Here is a 25,408-nt window from a genome sequence, read left to right as displayed (position 1 = left end):
GTACGGCCGCCCTCTAGGCTATCTAGCCGTGAGCGCCATATCCCGTGACGAGGTCGCGCACCTGGCCAGATTGGCCCGGCTTGCGCTGACCGACGCTGAGCTGGATGGATACGCGGGGCAACTCGACGCGATCCTCGGCCACGTCAGCCAGATCAGTGCCGTGTCCACCGATGAGCTCGACGAGGTCGATGCGACGAGTTCTCCGCTTGATGCGGTAAATGTCACACGCCCGGATGTGATCGCCGACTGCCTGACCCCTGATGAGGCGCTGGCTCAGGCTCCTCGGGTGGCCGAGGGACGTTTCGCGGTTCCGCAGATCCTGGGAGAAGAAGAGTGACCGACCTGATCAGGCAGGATGCAGCATCGCTGGCGACGCTGATTCATTCCGGCGAAGTGTCATCCGTTGAGGTGACGCGTGCGCATCTGGATCAGATCGCCAGTACCGACGAGACCTACCGCGCATTCCTGCACGTGGCGGGGGAGCAGGCCCTTGCCGCCGCCAAGGATGCCGACGACGCCATCGCACGTGGCGATCAGCCCGCATCGGCCCTGGCCGGTGTTCCCTTGGCGCTCAAGGACGTCTTCACCACCCGGGACATGCCGACCACGTGTGGGTCGAAGATTCTGGAGAACTGGGTTCCGCCCTACGACGCGACGGTGACCGCTCGGCTGCGCGAGGCCGGGATCCCGATCCTGGGCAAGACGAACATGGACGAGTTCGCGATGGGCTCCTCCACCGAGAACTCCGCGTACGGCCCCACCCGCAATCCGTGGGACACCGAGCGCGTGCCGGGTGGCTCGGGCGGCGGTAGCGCGGCCGCGCTGGCCGCCTTCCAGGCACCGCTGGCCATCGGTACCGACACCGGCGGCTCCATCCGTCAGCCCGCGGCTCTCACCGCCACCGTCGGGGTCAAGCCCACCTATGGCACCGTGTCGCGGTACGGCCTGGTGGCCTGCGCGTCATCGCTGGATCAGGGTGGACCTTGTGCACGTACGGTTTTGGATACCGCACTGCTGCACCAGGTAATCGCCGGACATGACCCGCGCGACTCCACCTCGGTCGACGAACCGGTCCCCGATGTGGTGGCCGCTGCTCGTGCCGGGGCTGCCGGCGACCTCAAGGGCGTACGCGTCGGTGTGGTCTCACAGTTGCGTGGTGATGGGTACCAGCCGGGTGTGATGGCGTCTTTCGATGCGGCCGTCGAGCGGCTCACCGCGTTGGGTGCCGACGTGGTGGAGGTGTCCTGTCCGCACTTCGAATACGCACTTCCGGCGTACTACCTGATCCTGCCGTCGGAGGTGTCCTCCAACCTGGCTCGGTTCGATGCCATGCGGTACGGGATGCGCGTCGGCGACGACGGAACGCACAGCGCCGAGGAAGTCATGGCGCTCACCCGGGCCGCGGGCTTTGGCCCAGAGGTCAAGCGGCGCATCATGATCGGCACCTATGCGCTATCGGCCGGGTACTACGACGCCTATTACGGCCGGGCACAGAAGGTGCGCACCCTGATCAAGCGCGACCTGGAGCAGGCCTACGAACAGGTTGATGTGCTGGTCACCCCGGCGACGCCCACGACCGCGTTCCGGTTGGGGGAGAAGGTCGACGACCCGCTGGCCATGTACCAGTTCGACCTGTGCACGCTGCCGCTGAATCTGGCCGGCCATTGCGGAATGTCGGTGCCCTCGGGACTATCGGCCGACGACGGGCTGCCGGTGGGTCTGCAGATCATGGCGCCCGCCCTCGCCGACGACCGGCTGTATCGGGTCGGGGCGGCGTATGAGACGGCGCGTGGGCCGCTGCCGTCCGCACTGTAGAGATTCACAGGCAATTAGTAGGGATCCGGCCCTTCCAGGGCAGCAAGAGCTGTCATATTTGCATATATGCATATGATGGCCTGGTGCAGTGGTGCAGTGATCGCCGTCAGCGTGGTGGCAGCGGTGCCGGCGGCGTTGGTGATTTCGCAATCCGTTCCCGCGACGCCGCAGACGAAGATCCAGTGCTCGGTGCAGACCGATACCACCTGCGATCACTCCGGCGATCCTCATCTGACGGCGCGACCGAACCCCGGCAACATGGTGCCGCGGGCGACCATCCCGCAGACAAAGACACGCCCCAGCACAGTCTTGCCGCGAGCGTGACCAGCATGACGAGGATGTCGATACGTCGGATGGCCGCGGCCGGTGCATGCGCGGCCGTTCTGGCTGGAGTGGTGGTGACGAGCCGCATCGAGGCCCCGCAGGCGGTAGTGCAGGTGAAACCGGCCGCGTGCAGCGGATCGACGGAGCCCGACTGTCTCGCTCCCGGCGACAATCACTTGTCATCGGCGCCTGATCCGGGGAACGCGCCACCGCAGGCCACCATCGTGACAACCAGGCCAGGCCCCACGGCAGTGCGCCCGGGGCGGTGACCACCCGCGGCGGGAGCTAGGTTGGCATCCGTGGCAGCGGCGCCGAAGCGAGTGCAAGTCAACAGCGGCATTGTTGAAGGCTTTGTGCGGCGTGGAATGCGCCGTTTCCGGGGAATCCCCTATGCCGAACCGCCGGTAGGGCCGCTGCGGCTTAAGGCGCCGCGTCCCGTGCAGCCCTGGGAGGGCGTCCGGCGCTGCACGAGATTCGGTGCGGTGCCCTACCAGCCCAAGGTGTTCACCCCGCAGAAACGTCGCAGCGAGAACTGTCTGACACTCAACGTGGTGACGCCGGAGGAACTACCCGACGGTCCGTTACCGGTGATGTTCTACATCTACGGCGGTGGGTATTTCCTCGGTGCCAGTGCCTCGCCTCCCTACGAGGGATCGATACTGGCGCGTCGCGGATGCGTCTATGTATCGGCCAACTATCGCGTGGGGGCGCTGGGCGCCTTCGATCTGTCCTCGCTGTCCGATGCCGAGCACGTCATCGAAAGCAACGTGTACCTGCGTGATCTCGTGCTGGCCCTGCAGTGGGTTCGCGACAATGTCCGGGCCTTCGGCGGAGATCCGGACAATGTGACCATCTTCGGCGAGAGTGCCGGCGCCAGCGCCGTCGAGACGCTGATGACCACCCCCGCCGCTGCGGGGTTGTTCCACCGCGCGATCATCCAAAGCACCGCCAGTGGCCTGGCCGCCGGCGCCGACACGATCGCGCATGAGGCCCGGCGATTCGCCGAACTGCTTGGGGCTGGCCCTGATAACGCTGCCGAGACGGTCATGAACGCCTCGCCGCGGCAGCTCCTGCGTGCACAGCGCAAGTTGATCGCCGAGGGTGGATTTCCATTCGGGCCTTCGGTCGATGGCGACTACTTGCCGAGCGCTCCCGTCGATGCCATCGAACGCGGTGATGCGCAACGAGTTCCGCTGATCATCGGAAGTAACGCCGATGAAGCCAGGCTTTTCACCAAGGCCATCAAGGTGATGCCGTTATCCGAAGCCGAACAGCTGGAGATTCTTGCGCGCGGAGGCCCTGGGTATCTCGAGCGGATTGTTGGCGCTTACCCGGGATATCCATCGAAGGAAGCCCGGTTGCGGCTGGCTGGAGACATGTTCTTTACCTCTTCGGTGTGGCGGATCGCCCGGGCGCATCAGCAATTCGCACCGGTTTACGTGTACCAGTTCGACTACGCGCCCTGGCCCGTGCGGGCCGCCGGCCTGAACGGCTCGCATGCCACCGAGTTGCTCGCGGTCTTCGGCAATTACCGTGGTCCGGCCGGACCGCTCTTGGCGGGGAGCTTTACTCATCGTGATGCCTCGCGGGTGGTCGACGATGTGCAAGAGCGCTGGGTGGCGTTCGCGCGCAACGGTGTTCCGAGCGAGGACTGGCCGACATACCGAGGATCGGACTGGCCGGTGATGGTCTTCGACCGCGTGACATGCGTCGAGAAGAACCTCGGCGTCGACCGCCGTGATGTGTGGGCGGGGTTCACGCTGAGCGCCCCGCAGCGTCCACCGAAGGCGTCGTAGCGCTGCCGCCCGGCCATGTCACGGGCATGATGGGGCCTATGCGTATCGGAGTGCTTACCGGTGGCGGCGACTGTCCCGGGCTGAACGCCGTCATCAGGGCGGTCGTACGGACCTGTGCCAACCGCTACGACTCGCAGGTCGTGGGATTTCAGGACGGCTGGCGCGGTCTGTTGGAGAACCGGCGCATCCAGCTGGCCAACGACGACCGCAACGACCGGCTGCTGACCAAGGGCGGCACGGTGCTGGGCACCGCCCGCACCAATCCCGACAAGCTGCGTGCCGGGCTGGACCAGATCAAGCAGACCCTCGACGACAACGGGATCGATGTGCTCATCCCGATCGGTGGGGAGGGCACGCTCACCGCGGCGAGCTGGCTCGCCGACGAGAATGTCCCCGTGGTCGGGGTGCCCAAGACGATCGACAACGACATCGATTGCACCGATGTCACTTTCGGGTTCGATACCGCGCTGACCATCGCTACCGACGCCATCGATCGGTTGCACAGCACAGCCGAATCGCATCAGCGCGTCATGCTGGTGGAAGTGATGGGCAGGCACGCGGGCTGGATCGCCCTGCACTCCGGACTGGCTTCCGGCGCGCACATGACATTGATTCCCGAAGTGCCGTACGACGTGGAAGAGGTGTGTCGACTCATCAAAGGCCGCTTCCAGCGTGGGGATTCGCATTTCATCTGTGTGGTGGCAGAGGGCGCCAAGCCGGCCGAGGGCTCAATGGAGTTACGCGACGGCGGAATTGACGAGTTCGGGCATCAGCGGTTTACCGGAGTGGCGCAGCAGCTGGGTGTGGAAATCGAGAAGCGCATCAACAAGGAGGTGCGCACCACCGTGCTGGGCCATGTGCAGCGCGGCGGCACCCCGACACCGTTCGACAGGGTGCTCGCCACCCGATTCGGAGTGAACGCCGCGGATGCCGCCCATGCCGGTGAGTATGGGGTGATGGTGTCGTTGCGGGGCCAGGACATCGGACGGGTGCCCTTGTCCGAGGCCACCCGTCATCTCAAGCTGGTCCCCAAAAACCGCTACGAGGACGCTGCGGCCTTCTTCGGCTGATCGGGCAGGTTCGCCGAGCGCATACCTGGTGTGGATGATTCACGCGATTCACCTCCGTGCGGTATGCGCTCGACGGAGGGGCCTGTTCGGGACGGCCAGCTCAGCCCTCGGGCGGCAAAGCCGACCTATTAGGATCGCAGCATGACAGAACTGCTGGACTACGACGATGTGCTGACCCGATACGAGCCGGTGCTCGGCATGGAGGTCCACGTCGAACTGTCCACGGCCACCAAGATGTTCTGCGGCTGCCCCACCACATTCGGCGCGGAGCCGAACACCCAGATCTGCCCCGTCTGTCTGGGGCTGCCGGGCTCGTTGCCGGTGGTCAACGAGAAGGCCGTCGAATCGGCCATCCGTATCGGGCTGGCGCTGAACTGTGAGATCGCCCCGTGGGGCCGGTTCGCCCGCAAGAACTACTTCTACCCGGACCAGCCGAAGAACTACCAGATCTCTCAGTACGACGAGCCGATCGCGTTCAACGGGTACCTGGACGTCCCGCTCGAAGACGGCACCACCTGGCGGGTGCAGATCGAGCGCGCCCACATGGAGGAGGACACCGGCAAGCTGACGCATATCGGCAGCGAGACCGGCCGCATCTCCGGGGCCACCGAATCCCTGCTCGACTACAACCGGGCGGGCGTGCCACTTGTCGAGATCGTCACCAAGCCCATCGAGGGCACCGGGGAACGAGCTCCGGAGATCGCCCGCGCCTACGTCACTGCGCTGCGGGACCTGTTGCGCGCGTTGGATGTTTCCGATGTGCGCATGGATCACGGGTCCATGCGCTGCGATGCGAATGTGTCGCTGATGCCCACCGGCGCCGACGAGTTTGGCACCCGTACCGAGACCAAGAACGTCAACTCACTCAAGAGCGTCGAAGTGGCGGTGCGTTACGAGATGCGGCGTCAGGCAGCTGTTCTGGATGCGGGTGAGGACGTCATTCAGGAAACCCGGCACTTCCTGGAGCAGGACGGCTCTACCAGTGCGGGGCGCCGCAAGGAGACGGCCGAGGACTACCGCTACTTCCCAGAGCCCGACCTGGAACCCGTCGCGCCGAGCGGCGAGCTGATCGAGCGCCTACGGGGCACCCTGCCGGAGCTGCCCTGGCTGCGGTTGGGGCGCATCCAGCAGGAATGGGGCGTCTCCGACGAGGTGATGCGCGATCTGGTGAACAACGGCGCCGTCGAACTCGTACAGGCCACCGTCGTCGAGGGGGCCAGCAGCGAGGAAGCGCGCTCGTGGTGGGGCAACTATCTCGTCCAGCAAGCCAATTCGCGTGAGGTCGAGCTGGCTGACCTTCCCATCACGCCAAAGCAGGTGGCCGCTGTTGCCGCGTTGATCAACGACGGCAAGCTGTCCAACAAGTTGGCGCGTCAGGTGGTCGACGGTGTGCTGGCCGGAGAGGGCGAGCCCGAGCAGGTAATGACTGCCCGCGGGTTGACCGTGGTGCGCGACGATTCGGTGATCCAGGCCGCCGTCGATGAGGCATTGGAGGCCAACCCCGATGTCGCGCAGAAGATCCGCGACGGCAAGGTGGCGGCCGCGGGCGCCATCGTCGGTGCGGTGATGAAGGCCACCAGGGGACAGGCCGACGCCGCGCTGGTCAAGGATTTGGTGCTGAAGGCCTGCGGCCAGGCCTAATCACACGCTGACTGTCGACTTCTCGCGGCACAGTGCGAGTGAGTATCGCGAAAAGTCGACAGTCGGCGGGGAATCAGTCCAGGTCGTCGTTGGCGCGGGGGAATCCGCCGCCCTTCGGGAACAGCGGGAACACCACGTCCTCGGTGGGGGTGGCGGTACCGAAGTCCTTGTTGATGGAACCGCCCCAGACATTCCCGTCGGCCGAGAGCTTGAGCGCGCGCACGTGACCGTGCTGCTCTTTCTGGCGGAGCACTTCGGGATCGCCGGTGACCGCGCCGGTCTCCGGGTTCTGGCGCACCACGACAGTGGTCTGGTTGAAGACCAGGTTGACCATCACCGAGCTGTCCAACGCGGCGCAGCCTGCGACCCCGGGTTTATCGGGCCAGGTCCACACCGTCGTGATCTTGCCGTCCTTGGTCAGCTTTTGCAGCCGGTCGCCGACGGGCGAGCGGTCGGTGACGTACAGCGCGCCGTTGGCGGCGTCCACGCACATCGCCCCGCCGTCGCCGAGGCCGCTGATCGCGGTGGTCGGTGCGGCCTGGTCGATGGTGGTCGGCTGCTCGATGCGGATCACCTTGCCGGCCAGAGAGTTCGGATCATTGGCTGCGGCCGGATTACCGCCGGTGCCGGTCTGGACCACCAGTGTGGTGGGGCTGATGAACGCCAGCGATCCGGCATTACCGTTGGGGCCCTTGGGAATTCCAGTGAGAATGTCCTTGGGCACATCACCGTCCGCGATGCGAATCACCCGGTTGTCGGTGGGGGTACTGATGTAGGCGTACATCAGCCGGTCCTGCTGGTATGAGGGGGAAAGCACGATATCGGACAGTCCACCGTCCCCGGACGGGTCGACGGGGATGGTTGTCTTCACCTTCGGCTCGGCGCTCGTCGCGATCTCTTTGACGGCACCCGTCGCCCGCTCGGCGACCAAAGCGGTCTTGCCATCGCTGCCCATGATGAGGCCGCTGGTGGCTTCCAGGCATCCCTGCATCACGCCGTCGGCGGCGCACTGCTTGGGAAACGGCTTACCCGGCAACGGTGGCGGCGGGGTGGTCGTGGTCTGGGCTATCCCGCGGCTGGGAACCTCGGTGAACGGCTGATCCTGGGTGGGATCGAACCGCACGCAACCCGAGAGCAGGGTCACCGTCCCGGCCAGCGCTGCCACCGAACCGACAAACAGTCTTCTCCCCGATGGCTCATTGGTCGGTCCCGTCGCGGGATTTGGCCGGATGTCGCCGGCCCTGCGGCTCCGGCAGCGAATGAGCATGCCCGCAAGATTACGGACCTTACGGCGTTGCTCGCCACATTCAGGCCTCCAATGGACTTACTCTTGGGCCGTGACCGGTCATTCGGACGATCCGCAGGTGTGGCGTAAGCCGCCTGAACTGGTCGACCCTGAAGACGATGTGCCGTCGGCCACCTATGGCGGCGATTTCGAGACCACGGCAATCCCGCATTACCAGGGGGAAAAGCTGACGAGCTCCCACGACGTGAAAGAGGTTGGACCGTTGTACGATCCAGCGCCGCTGCCCTATGCCGAACCTGCCACCACCCAGATATCTTCCGAGGCGGTGCAGGCGCGACATGCCGCGCCGTGGGGCACCCAAGACCCGACGGGCGACCGTCGCGGCACCCAAGATCTTGGACTGCTGTTGTTGCGCGTCGGCGTGGGTGCGGTGCTCATCGCCCACGGATTGCGCAAGGTTTTCGGCTGGTGGGGCGGGACCGGCCTCAATGGTTTCGAATCGACGCTGACTGATCGCGGCTTCAAATACGCCGACATCCTTACTTATGTCGGTGTTACCGCTGAGCTCGGCGCCGGGGTCCTGCTGATTCTCGGTCTGCTGACACCGCTGGCGGGCGCGGCCGGGCTGGCCTTCATGGTCAATGTGCTGCTGTCCGACATGGTGTCCGACAAGGCGAACCGGTACGCGATCTTTTGGCCCGACGGGCACGAGTTCGAGCTGTTGATGATCGTCGCGCTCATCGCGGTGATCCTCGTCGGCCCAGGTCGGTACGGGTTTGACGCCGGAAGGGGCTGGGCTCGCAGGCCATTTGTGGGCTCCTTCGCCGCGCTGCTGCTGGGGCTGGGTGCCGCGGCCGCCATCTGGGTGTTCCTCAACGGAACGAACCCACTCGCCTAGATCACCTCTGTCACGCCGATACGTCCTATTTGGTGTCGCGCACTCGAGAAATGCGGCGTAAACCGTAGTTTCGGTGGCGGATTAGCGCGCCTATGAGCCGCCGGTGTTGTTGCTGAATCCGGTGTGAAACCGAATTTTCATGACGAATTCCGCTCTTGATGGGCGAAATGTCAACGGAAAACGTATTCTGCTCGCAGTCCGCCGAGCGAGGAGACGTGTATGAGCTCAGATAACCCCGTCGAGAGCAAGGGACTCAAGGGCGGAGCGCTGGGCCTGATGTCCAGCATCGTGGTCGGGCTGGCGTCCACGGCGCCCGCATACAGCCTGGCCGCCACCCTGGGGTTGATCGTCGCCAGCGGTGGCGCCCTGCTCGCCGGGGTCAAGGCACCCGCGATCGTGCTGATTTCGTTCATCCCGATGTATCTGATCGCGGTGGCCTACCAGGAGCTGAATAAGGCCGAGCCGGACTGCGGGACCACGTTCACCTGGGCCTCGCGGACCTTCGGGCCGATCGTCGGATGGCTGGGCGGCTGGGGCATCATCGCGGCGGACGTCATCTGTCTGGCCAACCTGGCGCAGGTCGCCGGTGCCTACTCGTTCACCTTCGTCGGCGACCTGGGCTGGTCGTCGGCGGCCGGTTTGGCCGACAGCGTGCTGTGGTCCACGGTGGCGGGGGTCATCTGGATCGTGATCATGACCTACATCTGTTATCGGGGCATCGAGGTATCGGCCCGGCTGCAGTACTGGCTGCTCACTGTCGAAGTGGTGGTGCTGATCGCGTTCGCGATCGTGGCCCTGATCAAGGTCTACACACACAACGCCGAGGACTACTCACTGCTGCCCTCGTTGTCCTGGTTCTGGCCGGGCGGCATGGACTTCAGCACGGTGATCGCTCCGGCGGTACTGACGACGATCTTCATCTACTGGGGCTGGGATACCGCGGTGGCCTGCAACGAGGAGTCCGATGACCCCGGACGCACACCCGGCCGGGCCGCGGTCATCTCGACATTCCTGCTGCTGGCCACCTACGCCCTGGTCAGCGTGGCGGCCGTGGCCTTCGCGGGAGTCGGCACGGAGGGAGTCGGCCTGGGCAATCAAGAGAACGCTGCCGACGTGTTCAAGGCCATCGGGCCCGAGCTTTTCGGCGACAGCTTCCTGGGGCACCTCGGAATGCTGCTGCTCTCGGCGTCGATCCTGACCTCGGCGTCGGCCTGCACACAGACCACGATCCTGCCGACAGCTCGCACCACCCTGTCGATGGGTGTGTACAAGGCGCTACCGGAATCGTTCGCGTCGATTCACCGCAAGTACCTGACGCCGTCGACGTCCACCATTGCGATGGGCGCGATATCGATCGTGTTCTACGTCCTGTTCACCGCAATCAGCACCAACCTGCTGACGGCACTCATCGGGTCGGTCGGATTGATGATCGCCTTCTATTACGGGCTCACCGGCTTCGCGTGTGTGTGGTTCTACCGCAAGACGCTCACCGACAGCTTCCGCGATTTGATGATGCGCGGTGTCATGCCGTTGGCCGGCGGAGTCACCCTGAGCGTGGTCTTCGTGTACGGGCTCATTCAATATGCCAAGCCCGACTGGCTCATCGATGACGCCGGTAACAACGTCACCGTCTTCGGAGTCGGCGCCGTGGCGGTCGTGGGTGTGGGTGCGCTGGTGCTCGGTGTGGTTTTGATGTTGTTATGGCGGGTGGCCGCGCCGCCGTTCTTCCAGGGGGAGACGCTGCCACGGCGCAGCGCCGATCTGGTGCTGGCCCCCGTCGGGGCCACCGCCCACTTTGGACTGCCCGATGCGGTCGAGGCGCAACAGACCGTCATCGCCGGTGATCTGTCTAACCTGCCCGAGGGTGAAGTCGCGGTGAACCCACTGACCGGCGAGGAGTTCACTAAGGATTAGAGCGAGGCCAGCGCCGCCTCGGCTGCCGCGGTGGCGTCGTAGTCGGGGATCCAGTCACCGGCCAGGATCGCGGTGAGCCCGGCGGCCTGCTGCTGGGTGCTGAGATCGGTGGCACGGTAGATCGCGCCCGCTTGGCGTGCGTTCTGCTGAATACGACTTGTGCGGTCACGCCGCAGGGACTCGTACAAGGCCAGCCGCTGGGGGACATCGGCCACCGAAGCGCCCGCGAGAACGGTGGCGAGCACGACCGCGTCCTCGATCGCCATGTTCGCGCCCTGGCCCAGATGCGGGGTTACCGGGTGCGCGGCGTCGCCGAGAAGGGTGATGCGGTCAGTTGACCATCGGCCCAACGACTTTCGATCGTAAAGTCCCCACCGGAAGGTTTCTGGAAGTGCGTCGATAATGGCCGGAACGGGGTGTGCCCAATCCGCGAACTCCGCCGCGAGGGCCCGCACATCACCCGGTGCCGTCCACGATTCCTCGGCATCGAGATCGGTGGCCGTGAAGGCCACGATGTTCAGCAACCGTCCTCGGGAGACCGGATAGATGAGGAAACTGCGCCCAGGGCCGAGCCACATCTGCATCCGCTGGAGGTCGACGGAGTCGTCGAGGCGTTCGACGGGAATCAAACCGCGGTAGGCCATGATGCCCTCGCTGGACAGCTCAACGGGGCCTGCGACCGCCTGCTGCACCGCCGAGTGGATGCCATCGGCACCGACGACGATGTCGGCGTGCTCCTCGGAGCCGTCGGCGAAGACGATGCGGGCCCCGTCGGCGGTTTCGATCACGTCCTGGCAGGGGCGCCCGAGGTGGACGGTCCCGGCGGGTAGTGCGCCCAGCAGCGCCTGCTGTAGTTCGCCGCGGTGTACGGGCAGGGAGGTCACCGGGCGTCCCGGGGTGACCGACGGCCACGCAGGCGGCACCGGGACATCTTCTCCGTGCCAGGTGCTCCACACGGTGCGTTCGATTCGCGTGCCGACCTCCCGTACCCGATCGCCAAGGCCCACGGCATCGAGTGCGCGCTGGCCGTTGTTCGCGACGACGACGCCCGCGCCCACCTCGCGCAGTTCGTGCGCCTTCTCATAGACGATGACGTCGATACCGTTGGCGCGCAACGCCGCTGCTGCGGTGAGCCCACCGATTCCGGCGCCGATGATCGCTACACGCATGTTCGTGTCCTTTCGTTGGCTTCGACAATAATGTTAGCATGCTAACTATTGTTATGCTAACCCTTAGACTGTCGGGGTGCCAGGACAACCGAGCGGAAACAGTGCCCGTGAGATCGAAGAGCTGGTGGCGGCCACGGACGCGCTGTACTTCGCGATGCGCCGGGGACGAACGTCGCCCGCGGGGACGCAGGCGGGTATGAGTCGCTCGCAGCTCGAGCTGCTGGCACCGCTGCTGGACCGGGAATCGATGTCGGTGAGTCAGCTGGCCGGGACGGCGGGAGTGGCGGTGCCGACGGCCACGCGCGCGCTCAAGCAGTTAGAAGAACGGGGTGTGGTCGAACGCACCCGCTCGGCATCGGATGACCGGTTGGTCCTGGTGGGCTTGACCACCGCCGGGCGTACGAGGGTGGTCAACGCGCAGGTGGCCTTTCGGGCACGGCAGCACGCGGTCTTCGCCGAATTGGCGGGTGCCGATCGTCGTGCGATGACCACGAGCCTTACCCGGCTCGCGGCGCTCATCAACGACAACTTGGACGCGCGGCCCTAACGTTTCGCGAAAATAGTTCGGTGCCAGTCCTTTTCGGCGGTACCGGTGATATCGCTCATCACATGCTTGATGGTCAGATACTCCTCAAGGGAGTAGTCGGACATGTCCTTGCCGAAGCCGGACGCGCCGAATCCGCCGTGCGGCATCTCGCTGACGATGGGGATGTGGTCGTTGATCCATACGCAACCCGCCTTGATCTGCCGCGAGGCCCGCTGCGCGCGGTAGACATCGCGCGTCCACGCCGAGGCGGCAAGGCCATAGGCGGTGTCGTTCGCCTGCCGCAGTGCGTCGTCGTCATCGGAGAACGCGCGCACGGTGAGTACCGGACCGAAGATCTCGTCGCGGTAGGCCTCGGATGTCTCCGCGACGTCGGCGATCAGGGTGGGCCGGTAGAAGAATCCCGGCAGATCGGGTGAGCTTGCACCGCTGACGATTCGGCCGCCCTGGGCAGGGGCGCGGTCCACGATGCTCGCAACCCTGGCGCGATGGGGGGCCGAAATCAGCGGTCCGATATCGGTGTTCGGATCCAAGGGATCGCCGACGACGATCTTGTTCATCACCTCGCCGACTCCGGCGACGAAGTCGTCGTACAGATCGCGGGCGACGATCGCCCGGGTCGCGGCCGTGCAGTCCTGGCCGGAGTTGATGATCGCGCCGGCGACCGCGCCCTGAATGGCGGCGTCCAGGTCGGCGTCGTCGAACACCACGAAGGGTGCCTTGCCGCCGAGCTCCAGCTGTGTTCGATGCCCATGAACGGCGGCCGCGGCCATTACCTTCCGGCCCACAGTGGTGGATCCGGTGAAGGTCACCAAATCCACATCGGGGTGGCCCGCGAGGGTGCTGCCCACGTCATCGCCGCGTCCGGTGACGACGTTGAGCACGCCATCGGGCAGCCCGGCCTCGGTGGCCAGGCGTGCCAGCGTGAGTGTGGTCAGCGGTGTCAGCTCGCTGGGCTTGATCACCACCGTGCACCCTGCCGCCAGTGCGGGCAGCACCTTCCACACCGCCATCTGCAGCGGGTAGTTCCACGGGGTGATGGTGGCGACCACCCCGGCGGCCTCGCGCCGGATGCTGGAGGTGTGGTCGGGGGAGTATTCGGCCGTGGCCTTACCGTCCAGATGTCTTGCGGCACCCGCGAAAAACTCGACATTGTCGATGCTGCCGGGCACATCGAACTCCGATGCCAGGCGCACCGGTTTACCCGTCTGGGAGACCTCCTCGGACACCAGCGTGTCGGCTTTGGCCGCCATGGCGGCGGCCAGTTTGGCCAGGACAGCGGCACGGTCGGCGGGGGTTGAGCAGGCCCAGCCGGGCCCCGCGGCCCTGGCTGCCGCCACTGCCGCATCGGCGTCGTCGGGGGTCGCCAGGCTTAGTTCGGCGACGGTTGTCCCGGTCGCGGGGTTGATCACGCGATGCGTATCGCCGCGGGTTGTGACGAGGCGGCCATTGATCCAGCTGCTTGGTGCGCTCACCTGGCCACGGTATCGAAAATCGGTGCTTTAGGCCACGGATTCCATCGTCAATAGTCCGCTCTTAACGGTAATTCGTCGTAAAACATTGCAATAGATGACGGAATCCGTGCACAATCGAGCTCGTGACCAACACGAAACGGCGTCTGTTGCGGGTCGCCGATCCGGGTAACGGCTCGGCAGCATTCCAGCTCGATGAGGCTTCCAAAGCGATTGTCGAGGAGCTTCAGCAGGATGGGCGGCGCCCATACGCGACCATCGGTAAGTCGGTGGGCCTCTCGGAGGCGGCGGTGCGTCAACGGGTCCAACGCATGATCGACGCCGGCGTCATGCAGATCGTGGCGGTCACCGATCCCATGCAGCTGGGGTTCGCGCGCCAGGCCATGATCGGCATCAAATGCTCCGGTGACACCACCGAGGTGGCCGACCGGCTCGCGGAGCTGGAGGCGGTCGACTACGTGGTGCTCACTGCCGGAACCTTCGACGCGATCGTCGAGGTGGTCTGCGAGGACGACGACGACCTGTTGGTTCTGCTGAACAAGCAGATTCGTGCCGTGCCCGGGGTGACCTCCACGGAAACCCTGGTTTATCTGAAACTAGTGAAACAACAATACAATTGGGGTACACGGTGACAACCGTCGATGTAGCACGCGAGATCTCCGGCGACCTGCAGGAAAAGGCGTCCCGCCATCTGTGGGGCCACTTCGCCCGCCACGGTGAGGGCATATCGCCGCCCATCATCACGCGCGGTGAGGGCGTGCGGATCTGGGATGACCGCGGTAAGAGTTATCTCGACGGTCTTTCGGGATTGTTCGTCGTGCAGGCCGGGCACGGCCGCACCGAACTGGCGGAGGCCGCCGCCCGGCAAGCCGAGAAGCTCGCGTTCTTCCCGCTGTGGTCCTACGCCACCCCGACCGCGATCGAGCTGGCCGATCGCATCGCCGGGTACGCCCCGGGCGACCTGAACCGCGTCTTCTTCACCACGGGCGGGGGAGAAGCGGTGGAAAGCGCGTGGAAGCTGGCCAAACAGTTCTTCAAGCTGACCGGTAAACCTGGTAAGCACAAGGTGATTTCGCGCGCCATCGCGTATCACGGAACCCCGCAGGGCGCTCTGGCCATCACCGGTCTGCCGGCGTTCAAGGCACCCTTCGAACCGCTGACCCCGGGCGGGTTCCGCGCACCGAACACCAACTTCTATCGGGCCCCGGAGGCCTACGCCCACGATCCCAAGGCGTTCGGGCGTTACTGTGCCGACCGGATCGCCGAGGCGATCGAATTCGAGGGACCCGACACGGTCGCGGCGGTCTTCCTCGAACCTGTGCAGAACGCGGGCGGTTGCTTCCCGCCCCCGCCGGGCTACTTCGAGCGGGTACGGGAAATCTGCGACGAGTACGACGTGCTGCTGGTGTCCGACGAGGTGATCTGTGCCTTCGGCCGTATCGGATCGATGTTCGCCTGCGAGGATTTCGGGTACCAGCCGGACATCATCACCTGCGCCAAGGGCATGACCTCTGGCTACTCGCCGATCGGGGCGATGATCGCCACGGACCGTCTGTTCGAGCCGTTCAACGACGGTAAAACCACTTTCCCACACGGATATACCTTTGGCGGACATCCTGTTTCGGCGGCGGTGGCTCTTGCCAACCTCGATATTTTCGAACGGGAGGGCCTCAACGATCGGGTGCATGAGAACGCCCCGGTGTTCCGGGCCACCCTGGAGAAACTCCACGACCTGCCGATCGTCGGTGACGTGCGCGGTGAGGGGTACTTCTACGGAATCGAATTGGTCAAGGACAAGACGACCAAGGAGACGTTCAGCGGCGAGGAGAGCGAGCGGCTGCTGCGCGGCTTCCTGTCTGCCGCGCTCTGGGATGCTGGCCTGTACTGTCGCGCCGACGACCGCGGTGACCCGGTGATTCAGCTTGCACCGCCGCTGATTTCGGGGAAGCAGGAGTTCGATGCGATCGAGCAGATCCTGCGCGGGGTGCTCACCGAGGCGTGGGCGCGGTTATAGACATGCGAATTCTCATCGTGGGTGCCGGGGGAGTGGGCAGCGCGGCCGCGTTCATCGCGGCCCGTCGCGAGTTCTTCGAGGCGCTGGTGATCGCGGACTATGACATGGCCCGGGCGCAGGCGGTGGTGGATCGGCTCGGTGATCCACGATTCACGGCGGCGCGCATCGACGCCTCCTCGGCTGACGATGTCGCGGCGCTGTGCCGGGAACATCGAATAACCCACGCCCTCAACGCGGTCGACCCTCGATTCGTGATGAGTGTGTTCGACGGGTGCTTCGCGGCAGGCGTGACCTACCTCGACATGGCGATGAGTTTGTCGCATCGCCATCCGGAAAGACCGTACGAACTGCCCGGGGTGATGCTGGGCGATGAACAGTTCGCCGCGGCCGAAAAATGGGAAGCCGCAGGGCTGTTGGCCCTGGTCGGTATCGGGGTCGAGCCGGGTCTGAGTGACGTGTTCGCGCGGTACGCCGCCGACCATCTGTTCTCCGAGATCGACGAGCTGGGCACTCGCGACGGATCCAATCTCGAGGTGCAGGGATACCGATTCGCGCCGTCCTTCTCGATCTGGACGACCATCGAGGAATGCCTGAATCCGCCCCTGATCTGGGAACGCAACAAGGGGTTCTTCACCACCGAACCGTTCAGCGAACCGGAGGTTTTCGACTTCCCCGGAGGCATCGGCCCCGTCGAATGCGTCAACGTCGAGCACGAGGAAGTGGTGCTCATGCCGCGCTGGGTGAACGCCCGGCGGGTGACATTCAAATACGGCCTCGGCGCCGAATTCATCAACGTGCTGCGCACCCTGCGCCTGGTCGGGCTGGACAGCACCGACCCGGTCAGCGTGCACGCCGACGGCCGCGCCGCCGCGGTCAGTCCTCGTGATGTGGTGGCGGCGTGCCTACCGGACCCGGCCGGGCTGGGGCATCTGATGCGCGGGGCCACCTGTGCGGGTCTGTGGGTGACTGGGACCGGCAAGGACGGCAAGCCCCGCGAGGTCTACCTGCATCACGTCGTCGACAACGAGTGGACGATGGCACGTGACGGTGCGCAATGTGTCGTGTGGCAGACCGCCGTGAACCCGGTGGTGGCCCTGGAACTGCTCGCCGAGGGTGCGTGGAGCGGCACCGGTGTGCTGGGGCCGGAGGCCTTCGACAGCCTCCCGTTCCTGGACCGGCTCAATACCTTCGGTGCGCCGTGGGGCATGCAGGACCGTTTGGCCGCCTAGCGCTGAACCCCTTGGTACGGATTCGGCACCCGGCCATTGCTGGCCGCCGACAGGATCGGCAGCGTCGAGAAGGTGACCGCCGGGAGACGCAGCGAGGTGCCGTCGACGAGTTCCGCGCGTGCCCAGGCGTGCCTGTCGAATCCGAGGCCCTTGACCTCTGTCCACGGCAGCGTCCGGGTGCTTGCCAGCGTTCGTACCTGCACTGATTCGGTGTCGACTGCGGTCCGATACCGGACGATGGCATAGGACATGGCGGCGGGGATCAGCAGCAGCGGTGCGAGGACCGGGATGTACAGGACGAACGTCAGGATGCCGAGCGCCAGGAACCCGGACATGAAATGCGCCATCGGCGACGTCCTGATGACTGTGCGCTTCTCCTCGGTCATCCATCCATTGTCCCCGACGGTGAGGCCAGGGCGAGAATTCGGCCCGGAACTCAGTGGCTTCACGCTCGGCGAAGCCGCCCCTAGCAGGGATTTGACTCGGACCTCCAGAAACGACTACCGTACGCGGTGTGAACAACCCCGCCTTGCTCGTAGTAATCGGTATGCGCGTCGACGCGTAGCCCGAGTCCAAGGCAACTCGCGCACACTCGACGCGCAACCCTCGTACAGCAGACCGCTGGCGGGGGTTTTTTGTTGCCATAGGTTTTCAGTACGGACACAACAAGAGGACAGACCACCATGAGTGCACCTGCAAAGCCCAAGCCGGCTTCTGCTTCTGGGCCGGCCCCAGCAGCAGCTCCGGAAGCGAACACCGTCGCACCCCAGCGCGTCACCGGCGCGCAGTCGGTAGTGCGCTCGCTTGAGGAGCTCGGTGTCGAGGTCATCTTCGGTATTCCCGGCGGTGCGGTGCTGCCCGTGTACGACCCGCTGTACGACTCGGTGAAGGTCCGGCATGTCCTGGTGCGGCACGAGCAGGGTGGCGGGCACGCCGCCAGCGGGTACGCCCACGCCAGCGGCAAGGTCGGCGTCATGATGGCCACCTCTGGCCCGGGTGCCACCAACCTGGTCACCCCGTTGGCCGACGCACAGATGGATTCCATCCCGGTGGTCGCGATCACCGGGCAGGTGGGGCGGGGCCTCATCGGCACCGACGCCTTCCAGGAAGCCGACATCTCCGGCATCACCATGCCGATCACCAAGCACAACTTCCTGGTGAACAACGCCGAGGAAATCCCTCGGGTCATCGCCGAGGCTTTCTACATCGCCCAGAGCGGCCGTCCCGGCGCGGTCCTCGTCGATATCCCCAAGGACGTGCTGCAGGCGCAGACCACGTTCAGCTGGCCGCCGCAGATCTATCTGCCCGGCTATAAGCCCGTCACCAAGCCGCACGGCAAGCAGGTCCGTGAGGCGGTTCGGCTCATCGCCGCCGCCAAGCGCCCGGTGCTGTACGTCGGTGGCGGTGTCATCCGCGCGGACGCATCCCCGGAACTTAAGGAATTGGCCGAACTGACCGGCATCCCCGTCGTCACCACCCTTATGGCGCGCGGTGCATTCCCCGACAGCCACGAGCTGCACATGGGTATGCCCGGGATGCACGGCACCGTCGGCGCGGTGGCAGCACTGCAGCGCAGCGATCTGCTGATCACCCTGGGCGCGCGTTTCGACGACCGCGTCACCGGGCAGCTGGACTCGTTCGCGCCGGACGCCAAGGTGATTCACGCCGATATCGACCCCGCCGAGATCGGTAAGAACCGCCACGCGGATGTGCCGATCGTCGGCGACGTGAAGAACGTCATCTCCGAGCTGACCGAAGCCATCCGGAACGACCGCGCGACCGGTGCGACCACCGATCTGTCCGAGTGGTGGGAGTACCTGTCCGGTATCCGCGCGACCTACCCGCTGGGATACGACGCACAGCACGACGGCAGCCTGGGCCCGGAGTTCGTCATCGAGACGTTGGGCAAGATCGCCGGACCCGACGCGGTCTACGTGGCGGGCGTTGGGCAGCACCAGATGTGGGCGGCACAGTTCGTCAAGTACGAGAACCCGCGTACCTGGCTCAACTCCGGTGGCCTGGGCACCATGGGCTTCGCGGTGCCCGCGGCCATGGGTGCCAAGATGGCGCGCCCCGAGGCCGAGGTGTGGGCCATCGACGGTGACGGCTGCTTCCAGATGACCAACCAGGAGCTGGCCACCTGCGCCATCGAGGGCGTGCCCATCAAGGTGGCGCTCATCAATAACGGCAACCTGGGCATGGTGCGTCAGTGGCAGACGCTGTTCTACGAGCAGCGCTACTCGCAGACCGACTTGGCCACGCACTCGCGCCGCATCCCCGATTTCGTGAAGCTGGCCGAGGCGCTTGGCTGTGTCGGATTGCGTTGCGAGCGTGAAGAGGACGTCGCCAAGGTGATCGAAGAGGCACGGGCCATCAACGATCGCCCGGTGGTCATCGACTTCATCGTCGGTGCCGACGCCCAGGTGTGGCCGATGGTCGCGGCGGGCACCAGCAATGACGAGATCCAGGCGGCGCGGGGCATCCGGCCGCTGTTCGACGATGATGAAACTGCGGAGCAGGAAGGGTCACGATGACCAGCACCCACACTCTGAGCGTTCTGGTCGAGGACCGTCCCGGTGTGCTCGCCCGTGTCGCCGCACTGTTCTCCCGTCGTGGCTTCAACATCGCATCGTTGGCGGTGGGCCCGACGGAGCTCAAAGGTATTTCGCGCATGACGATCGTCGTCACCGTCGACGATTTTCCGCTCGAACAGGTCACCAAGCAGCTCAACAAGCTCATCAACGTGATCAAGATCGTCGAACAGGACGAGGAGAATTCGGTGGCCCGCGAGCTGATGCTCGTCAAGGTGCGCGCCGATGCGACGGTGCGGGCGCAGGTCATCGAGGTGGTGAACCTGTTCCGTGCCAAGGTCGTGGATGTATCGCCGGAGTCGGTGACCATCGAGGCGACGGGCACCCAGTCCAAGCTGGATGCACTGCTGCGGATGCTCGACCCGTACGGTATTCGGGAGATCGTGCAGTCCGGCGTGGTCGCGCTGTCGCGCGGCCCGCGGTCCATCGCCGCCGCCAAGTAAAAGTCATAAAGACGTTAAGAGAAGAAGTAAGAAGGGAAAAGCACTGTGGCAGTTGAGATGTTCTATGACGATGATGCGGACCTCACCCTGATTCAGGGCCGCAAGGTCGGCGTTATCGGGTACGGCAGCCAGGGACACGCGCACTCGCTGAGCCTGCGCGACTCCGGCGTTCAGGTGAAGGTCGGTCTGCGCGAGGGTTCGAAGTCGCGCGACAAGGTCACCGAGCAGGGTCTTGAGGTCGACACTCCCGAAGAGGTCGCCAAGTGGGCCGACGTCATCATGATCCTGGCGCCCGACACCGCGCAGGCCGAGATTTTCTCCAAGGAGATCGAGCCGCACCTCAAGGACGGCGACGCGCTGTTCTTCGGTCACGGCCTGAACATCCACTTCGGTCTGATCAAGCCCCCGGCCAACGTCACCGTTGCCATGGTCGCCCCGAAGGGCCCCGGCCACCTGGTGCGTCGTCAGTTCGTCGATGGCAAGGGTGTGCCCGCGCTCATCGCCGTGCACCAGGACCCCAAGGGTGAGGGCCAGGCCCTCGCGCTGTCCTACGCCAAGGGCATTGGTGGCACCCGCGCCGGCGTCATCAAGACCGACTTCAAGGAAGAGACCGAGACCGACCTGTTCGGTGAGCAGGCCGTGCTCTGCGGTGGCACCGAAGAACTGGTCAAGACCGGATTCGACGTCATGGTCGAGGCCGGATACGCCCCCGAGATGGCGTACTTCGAGGTGCTGCACGAGCTCAAGCTGATCGTCGACCTGATGTACGAGGGCGGCATCGCCCGCATGAACTACTCGGTGTCCGACACCGCGGAGTTCGGTGGGTACCTGTCGGGCCCGCGCGTCATCGACGCTGGCACCAAGCAGCGGATGAAGGACATCCTCACGGACATCCAGGACGGCACCTTCGTCAAGCGCCTCGTCGCCAACGTCGAGGGCGGCAACAAGGAGCTTGAGGGTCTGCGCAAGGAGAACGCCGAGCACCCGATCGAGGTCACCGGCAAGAAGCTGCGCGACCTGATGAGCTGGGTTGACCGGCCCATCACCGAGACCGCTTAGTCTCTGTTTATCTGAACGCAAGGCCCCCGCACTCTTAGGAGTGACGGGGGCTTTTGCGTTTTCCGCGGTCGACGTTCAATAGGAATGGTGTCGATCGAATACGCGACGATCTAGCTTTACACCTCTGTTGATTGATCGGGAAGCCTTGAGACACAAGAACTTTGGTGCTTCATCGTCTCGCGACCCCTCGGGTTCAGTGAAGCGCCTGTCAGGACGTGGTGACGCTGGCATGATTCCTAGACATGGGGTCCATAAGTGACCTACTTCGGGGATTCTTCGGTGGTGGCACGGGGTCGACTCGATACCGTCCGCCTGTCTCAGCGGGTGATGTGTGCCGGTGTGGCAAGGGGACGGTCAAAGTCTCGTGGAGTCAGGAGCACGGCGAGTTTCTTGGCTGCACACGGTTTCGCTACGACCGGAGCGGGTGCAACTATGCCTGGCGGCGCGACGGCACTCGGCTGTGACACTAGCCCTGGTTCTGGAGGTGCGGCGCCGCTCCAACCCTTTGGACTCGAATGCGAGGTCGAGCTTCACACCCCTATATCTAGGGGATATGCTTTCGCCGCGACACGCCGAGCCCCCGGGGTCCGACACTCCAACCACCTGTGAAACCACAACCTTGTCATTTGCGAGACATGTTGTGTTCGGTAGAGATGTCGGACACTAGGTGTAGTGTCTTGATCCAGAGTTGAGATGACGAAACCCTCGTCCGAGGTAAGTCTCCGGCCGAGGGTTTAACGCCTTGATTTGTGCATTTTCTGAGGATGCTCTGAGGGACGTTACACGCAAAGCAGATTCTGGGTCGAAAATCGGCCCGGATAGGGGCTTGTGTTTCCGCTCTCTCAACGGGAAGGCGTCATGCCTGCACCACAACCAAAGGATCCGTTAGACGATCCCATAGCCGAATTTGTCCAGGCCATTGATGATTTCTTGTCGGTGAACCTCAACTTCGACACGCCGACACCAATCGATCGCACTGCCCCCAACAAAACGACGTGGGCTGACATCCAGCGCGCCTGGGAGGACCTCAAGCGGGCACTCCGCAAGGCGCACACTTCGTTGGTCGGCGTGCAGCCGGAGGTCATGGAACGACTCGAAGTCGTCGCCACGAGGGGCACTACCGTCCTGGAACTCACGGAAGACCCGTACATCGTTGGTCCTGTGAGCGATCTCTTGGCGTTGATGGAGGAGATGCGCGCCGTCATCACCAGGCTGGAGTCCACGCTCGGGAAGGCCGCATCCGTGCTAGGGGTCTTGGCCCTGCTTTTCGAAGCAGCCGGACTGAAATCCCGCCTCGATCCACTCAGTTCTCGGATCGCCACCGCGCGGGACAACCTGATCGCCTACAACCTGATGCGCCCGCATCCACCCGAATCCGCGTAACCGTTCGACGTCGACGGCGGCATCACTTCTCTTGGTGGTGCCGCCTTCTCGTGTGTGGATGCCGACTCTCTGTATAGCCGTGTCGAGTCTGCAACGTCCTGTCAGGATCGATCCATGGAACGGATGGCACTCAAACTCTTCGCCGTGTGGACAGAGCTTCAATCACTGATGAAGGACTACACGTTGATGGCACTCGAAGGTGACCAAGCGACTGCGTACGCGGAGCGAGAGAAGTACGCCGACGATTTCATCCTGGGCGAATACAAGAAGATCGTTCGCAACGTCTACGGAGTGGCCTTCCCTCATCTTTTCTCGCAAATCTACAAACGTGCTAAGCAGGTCCGCGACAAGCTCGCTCACATGATCGACATTGACTCGATCGAAGGCTCACAGCCACATCGCGTGTTGAAGATAGTGCGCAGTAACGGATTTGAGTCTTATCAAGAGGGCACCTGGATTCAACGGCGGTACATCGAAGACATTCGAGAAGAGGATCTGGCCTACGCGATTCACGCTATGGAGGAAGCTCTTAGCTGGCTTAACATCATCTACAACCTCGGAGCAAGATTCAAAGAACTCGACCCCGCCGACGATGACGTCTGGGACTTCCATTGGGTTCCATGGTGGGATGGTCGGTGGGGCCCGCCACCGACTCACCCCACTGATGGGTATCGCGCACCGGTTGGGCGGTACCGTCACCACCCAGAACCGCGAGGCGAACGCGCGTACTGGGTCGACAAGCGATTTTGGCACGACTTCACCGACCAAGCGGACGATTAACGTCGCCCTCGGCGACATTTGGAGCGTCTGCGTACGCCCACGCGAACATCTATGTGATGTAGACGCACCGGGCACGCGTAATCGACCTCAGCGCCCGATGCGACACCATCGGGTTGACGTGTGGTTATGCCGGTTTCGGCACCCTGTGCCATAGCTGCGTCGACTCCACATAAACCGGCAGCGCCAAAGCCTCTGCGTGGCAGCCTGGTGGCCCCGGGGGTGCCCCCTGGGGGTGACCAATAGAAGGTCCCCCGACCCAGGAGAAAGGGCTGAGTCGAGGGACCTTCGGTCTTGCTAGGCGACAGTGAGCTTCACGCCTGCGCAGGCCTTGCTGAATCCAGCGCCGAAGCGGATCGTCGCGCGAACGGCAACATTGTCGCTGTTGAAGTAGTAGTCGTTGCGGATAGCGACATTCAGCGATCCGTACGCGCTGAGTGTCATGCGCTTGTCGAACCTCAACCACGGCATACTCGAGTGTGGCCATCCCCAGGCAGGTGGATACTGGAACTCGATGATCACCTCCCACGCGACGTCCGTCGCTTCCCGTCTCGCCGCACCCGTCGTTGTGGGTGCGGCGGCGGTCGCGGGTTGTGCGGCGATCTGGCTCGGAGACCCGACAACGCCTGGGGGAGTGCTTCCGGTGTGTCCGTTCAAGGCGCTCACCGGACTTGACTGTCCCGCGTGCGGTGGCCTGCGGATGGTCTACTCATTGATGCACGGTGACGTGCTGGCGGCACTGCGCTACAACGCGGTTGCCTTGGTGGCATTAGGTTTCCTCGCGGTCTGTTTCGTCGCGTGGACGCGCAGCCGCTGGCGGGGAGCCACTGATTGGAGTCCGCCGTGGCTGCGCGGATGGGTGGCGTCGATCATCCTGGTGGTGTTCGCGGCCTGGTTCGTCATCAGGCTGATTCCGATCGCGCCGTTCACCGCGCTCCGAGTGTGAGGGTCTAGGCGGACTGCTCCATAAGTTCGCGGGCGTTCTCTCCCAACGTAATACCGTCATCGCCGATGAACAGTCTCGAGATCTCGCGCGCCATCGGCTCGAGTGTGAACGGCACAAAGGCAGGCTGCGCCACCCGTAGCAGCAGGGCCAGCACCGGGTCGGCGATGCGGGGAATCCCCAAATGACGCCGCACCTTTGGGGGCACCACCGCAACAGACGGCACGGCGGTGACGAGGGTGATCGCGGCGACCGCAGCCGCCGTCAGTCCACCGAAGCCCCGTGCGTTTCTGATCACCGATAGAGCGAATCGCATGCCACCCGGCACAAAACCCTTCACCATCCGGTATTCGGATTCGATCGAGTCGTAATAGGCCTCCACCTCCTCGGAGGTCACCGGCACCGTGTCGGGGTCGGCTCCCATGAGTTCGGCGAATGTCTTGACTTCCAAGAAGAATTGGTCGCGTTCGGCTTTAGGGAGACGCCGGGGGATAAGACGCCCCGGCGCGGGAGTGTTCTCGTAGATCCGTAGTGCCGCATGCATGATCGTCACATGCGCGAAGAGCACCAGGGCCGGGCCCTGCGCATCGTAGGGCCGGTCGGTGCCGGGAATGACACCCTTCATATTGCGGTGATAGTGACGCAGGTGCGCGGCGAGCGCGTCGGCACTTGCGGTGTCGCCGAAGATGATCGGTATCGGGACGCCGGCGGTGCGCTGGATGCGCTTGACGGTGTCGTCGAAGTCGACCTGATTGCGCTTGCTCTTGGTGAACACCGGATCGTGGTTGATCTCGACGGCCTGCAGCCCCTCATGGCTGCCCTCCAGGAGGGCGGTCACCAGCACGATCATCGGTGCCACCGAGGGATGCAGAAACACCTTCCAGGTCACCGAGCCGGGGCCGAAGTAGCCGTAATCCGGGTGTCCGTCGGGGCCGGTGCGTTGACCGGCGGGAGTGGCACCGTCTCCGCGGCGCCAGATTCGGGCTTTGGCATCACCGCGTGGCGGCATGCCCGCCGAGCGTGATGTTGCGGCGTGTGCAGCTGTGCTTGGCATCGTTGCCTCCCAGGGAGCGGTTCGCT

The 25,408-nt window shown here is 64.5% G+C and carries 25 protein-coding genes; 19 read left to right on the top strand and 6 right to left on the bottom strand.

Annotated elements, in window-relative coordinates; all coding sequences use genetic code 11:
* The first annotated feature begins 28 nt into the window (after positions 1-28).
* The 7 genes from gatC (at position 29) to gatB (ending at position 6,646) form a co-directional block, all read left to right on the top strand.
* Positions 29-337 carry an Asp-tRNA(Asn)/Glu-tRNA(Gln) amidotransferase subunit GatC gene (gene gatC, locus BB28_RS16485; RefSeq protein ID WP_030094135.1) on the top strand — a complete coding sequence of 103 codons (309 nt, stop codon included), beginning with the start codon at positions 29-31 and terminating at the stop codon, positions 335-337.
* The gene (gene gatA / locus BB28_RS16480; RefSeq protein WP_046254272.1) at positions 334-1,815 is read left to right on the top strand and encodes an Asp-tRNA(Asn)/Glu-tRNA(Gln) amidotransferase subunit GatA; all 1,482 of its coding nucleotides are present in this window, start codon (positions 334-336) and stop codon (positions 1,813-1,815) included. Before gatC ends, gatA begins: the two co-directional genes overlap by 4 nt.
* Positions 1,816-1,911: 96 nt before the next feature.
* Entirely contained in the window at positions 1,912-2,139 is a 228-nt protein-coding gene (locus tag BB28_RS16475) for a hypothetical protein (protein ID WP_225421945.1), read from the top strand.
* A 14-nt stretch (positions 2,140-2,153) separates the two neighbouring features.
* A complete protein-coding gene (locus BB28_RS16470; RefSeq protein ID WP_126315415.1) occupies positions 2,154-2,408 on the top strand; it encodes a hypothetical protein in 255 nt (84 codons plus the stop codon).
* 30 nt (positions 2,409-2,438) lie between these two features.
* Positions 2,439-3,935, top strand: a complete 1,497-nt coding sequence (locus tag BB28_RS16465; protein ID WP_046254271.1) for a carboxylesterase/lipase family protein — start codon at positions 2,439-2,441, stop codon at positions 3,933-3,935.
* A gap of 38 nt (positions 3,936-3,973) precedes the next feature.
* Positions 3,974-5,005: an ATP-dependent 6-phosphofructokinase gene (locus BB28_RS16460; RefSeq protein WP_030094131.1), complete on the top strand. Its 1,032-nt coding sequence runs from the start codon at positions 3,974-3,976 to the stop codon at positions 5,003-5,005.
* A 141-nt stretch (positions 5,006-5,146) separates the two neighbouring features.
* A complete protein-coding gene (gene gatB, locus BB28_RS16455; protein ID WP_046254270.1) occupies positions 5,147-6,646 on the top strand; it encodes an Asp-tRNA(Asn)/Glu-tRNA(Gln) amidotransferase subunit GatB in 1,500 nt (499 codons plus the stop codon).
* 73 nt (positions 6,647-6,719) lie between these two features.
* On the opposite strand, the gene BB28_RS16450 is transcribed toward gatB, so the two are convergent.
* A complete protein-coding gene (locus tag BB28_RS16450; protein ID WP_075874272.1) occupies positions 6,720-7,913 on the bottom strand; it encodes a PQQ-dependent sugar dehydrogenase in 1,194 nt (397 codons plus the stop codon).
* 70 nt (positions 7,914-7,983) lie between these two features.
* Between BB28_RS16450 and BB28_RS16445 the strand changes: the two genes are divergently transcribed.
* Both BB28_RS16445 and BB28_RS16440 read left to right on the top strand, forming a co-directional pair.
* Positions 7,984-8,790, top strand: a complete 807-nt coding sequence (locus BB28_RS16445; protein ID WP_030094128.1) for a DoxX family protein — start codon at positions 7,984-7,986, stop codon at positions 8,788-8,790.
* Positions 8,791-9,009: 219 nt separating this feature from the next.
* Positions 9,010-10,704, top strand: a complete 1,695-nt coding sequence (locus BB28_RS16440) for an APC family permease (RefSeq protein WP_046254269.1) — start codon at positions 9,010-9,012, stop codon at positions 10,702-10,704.
* Here the strand turns inward: BB28_RS16440 and BB28_RS16435 are convergent.
* Positions 10,701-11,873, bottom strand: coding sequence for an FAD-dependent monooxygenase (locus BB28_RS16435; RefSeq protein WP_046254268.1), 1,173 nt, complete (start codon positions 11,871-11,873; stop codon positions 10,701-10,703). The two genes, BB28_RS16440 and BB28_RS16435, sit on opposite strands and share 4 nt — an antisense overlap.
* A gap of 76 nt (positions 11,874-11,949) precedes the next feature.
* Here BB28_RS16435 and BB28_RS16430 point away from each other — a divergent pair, with 76 nt between their 5' ends.
* Positions 11,950-12,420, top strand: coding sequence for a MarR family winged helix-turn-helix transcriptional regulator (locus BB28_RS16430; protein ID WP_064393521.1), 471 nt, complete (start codon positions 11,950-11,952; stop codon positions 12,418-12,420).
* Here the strand turns inward: BB28_RS16430 and BB28_RS16425 are convergent.
* Positions 12,417-13,892: a gamma-aminobutyraldehyde dehydrogenase gene (locus BB28_RS16425; protein ID WP_046254267.1), complete on the bottom strand. Its 1,476-nt coding sequence runs from the start codon at positions 13,890-13,892 to the stop codon at positions 12,417-12,419. The two genes, BB28_RS16430 and BB28_RS16425, sit on opposite strands and share 4 nt — an antisense overlap.
* A 122-nt stretch (positions 13,893-14,014) precedes the next feature.
* Between BB28_RS16425 and BB28_RS16420 the strand changes: the two genes are divergently transcribed.
* Genes BB28_RS16420 through BB28_RS16410 form a run of 3 tightly spaced genes read left to right on the top strand, consistent with a single transcriptional unit; the run spans position 14,015 to position 17,132 of the window.
* Entirely contained in the window at positions 14,015-14,521 is a 507-nt protein-coding gene (locus BB28_RS16420) for an Lrp/AsnC family transcriptional regulator (RefSeq protein WP_030094123.1), read from the top strand.
* Complete coding sequence (locus BB28_RS16415; RefSeq protein WP_046254266.1) at positions 14,518-15,903, top strand: aspartate aminotransferase family protein; 1,386 nt, start codon at positions 14,518-14,520, stop codon at positions 15,901-15,903. Before BB28_RS16420 ends, BB28_RS16415 begins: the two co-directional genes overlap by 4 nt.
* A 2-nt stretch (positions 15,904-15,905) precedes the next feature.
* Entirely contained in the window at positions 15,906-17,132 is a 1,227-nt protein-coding gene (locus BB28_RS16410; RefSeq protein ID WP_046254265.1) for a saccharopine dehydrogenase family protein, read from the top strand.
* On the opposite strand, the gene BB28_RS16405 is transcribed toward BB28_RS16410, so the two are convergent.
* Complete coding sequence (locus BB28_RS16405; RefSeq protein ID WP_046254264.1) at positions 17,129-17,518, bottom strand: PH domain-containing protein; 390 nt, start codon at positions 17,516-17,518, stop codon at positions 17,129-17,131. The genes BB28_RS16410 and BB28_RS16405 overlap by 4 nt on opposite strands.
* Positions 17,519-17,815: 297 nt before the next feature.
* Here BB28_RS16405 and BB28_RS16400 point away from each other — a divergent pair, with 297 nt between their 5' ends.
* The 5 genes from BB28_RS16400 to BB28_RS16380 all read left to right on the top strand — a co-directional run bounded on the left by BB28_RS16400 (position 17,816) and on the right by BB28_RS16380 (position 23,388).
* Positions 17,816-19,666, top strand: a complete 1,851-nt coding sequence (locus BB28_RS16400) for an acetolactate synthase large subunit (RefSeq protein ID WP_030094119.1) — start codon at positions 17,816-17,818, stop codon at positions 19,664-19,666.
* Positions 19,663-20,166: an acetolactate synthase small subunit gene (gene ilvN / locus BB28_RS16395; protein WP_030094118.1), complete on the top strand. Its 504-nt coding sequence runs from the start codon at positions 19,663-19,665 to the stop codon at positions 20,164-20,166. Before BB28_RS16400 ends, ilvN begins: the two co-directional genes overlap by 4 nt.
* Before the next feature lie 57 nt (positions 20,167-20,223).
* Entirely contained in the window at positions 20,224-21,225 is a 1,002-nt protein-coding gene (ilvC, locus tag BB28_RS16390) for a ketol-acid reductoisomerase (RefSeq protein ID WP_030094117.1), read from the top strand.
* An 858-nt stretch (positions 21,226-22,083) separates the two neighbouring features.
* Positions 22,084-22,608 carry a hypothetical protein gene (locus BB28_RS16385; protein ID WP_046255908.1) on the top strand — a complete coding sequence of 175 codons (525 nt, stop codon included), beginning with the start codon at positions 22,084-22,086 and terminating at the stop codon, positions 22,606-22,608.
* A gap of 114 nt (positions 22,609-22,722) precedes the next feature.
* On the top strand, positions 22,723-23,388 hold the full coding sequence (locus BB28_RS16380; protein WP_046254263.1) for a hypothetical protein: 666 nt from the start codon (positions 22,723-22,725) through the stop codon (positions 23,386-23,388).
* Positions 23,389-23,682: 294 nt separating this feature from the next.
* On the opposite strand, the gene BB28_RS25100 is transcribed toward BB28_RS16380, so the two are convergent.
* Positions 23,683-23,829 carry a hypothetical protein gene (locus BB28_RS25100; protein WP_157889441.1) on the bottom strand — a complete coding sequence of 49 codons (147 nt, stop codon included), beginning with the start codon at positions 23,827-23,829 and terminating at the stop codon, positions 23,683-23,685.
* A gap of 70 nt (positions 23,830-23,899) precedes the next feature.
* Here BB28_RS25100 and BB28_RS16375 point away from each other — a divergent pair, with 70 nt between their 5' ends.
* Entirely contained in the window at positions 23,900-24,331 is a 432-nt protein-coding gene (locus tag BB28_RS16375) for a DUF2752 domain-containing protein (protein ID WP_046255907.1), read from the top strand.
* A gap of 4 nt (positions 24,332-24,335) precedes the next feature.
* Here the strand turns inward: BB28_RS16375 and BB28_RS16370 are convergent, their stop codons facing one another.
* Positions 24,336-25,382 carry an oxygenase MpaB family protein gene (locus tag BB28_RS16370; protein WP_046254262.1) on the bottom strand — a complete coding sequence of 349 codons (1,047 nt, stop codon included), beginning with the start codon at positions 25,380-25,382 and terminating at the stop codon, positions 24,336-24,338.
* Between the last annotated feature and the right edge of the window lie 26 nt (positions 25,383-25,408).

This window comes from Mycobacteroides chelonae CCUG 47445, assembly GCF_001632805.1.
Lineage (GTDB): Bacteria > Actinomycetota > Actinomycetes > Mycobacteriales > Mycobacteriaceae > Mycobacterium > Mycobacterium chelonae.
Note: the sequence above shows the minus strand (reverse complement) of the source record. Positions and strands in the feature narration are given on the sequence as shown.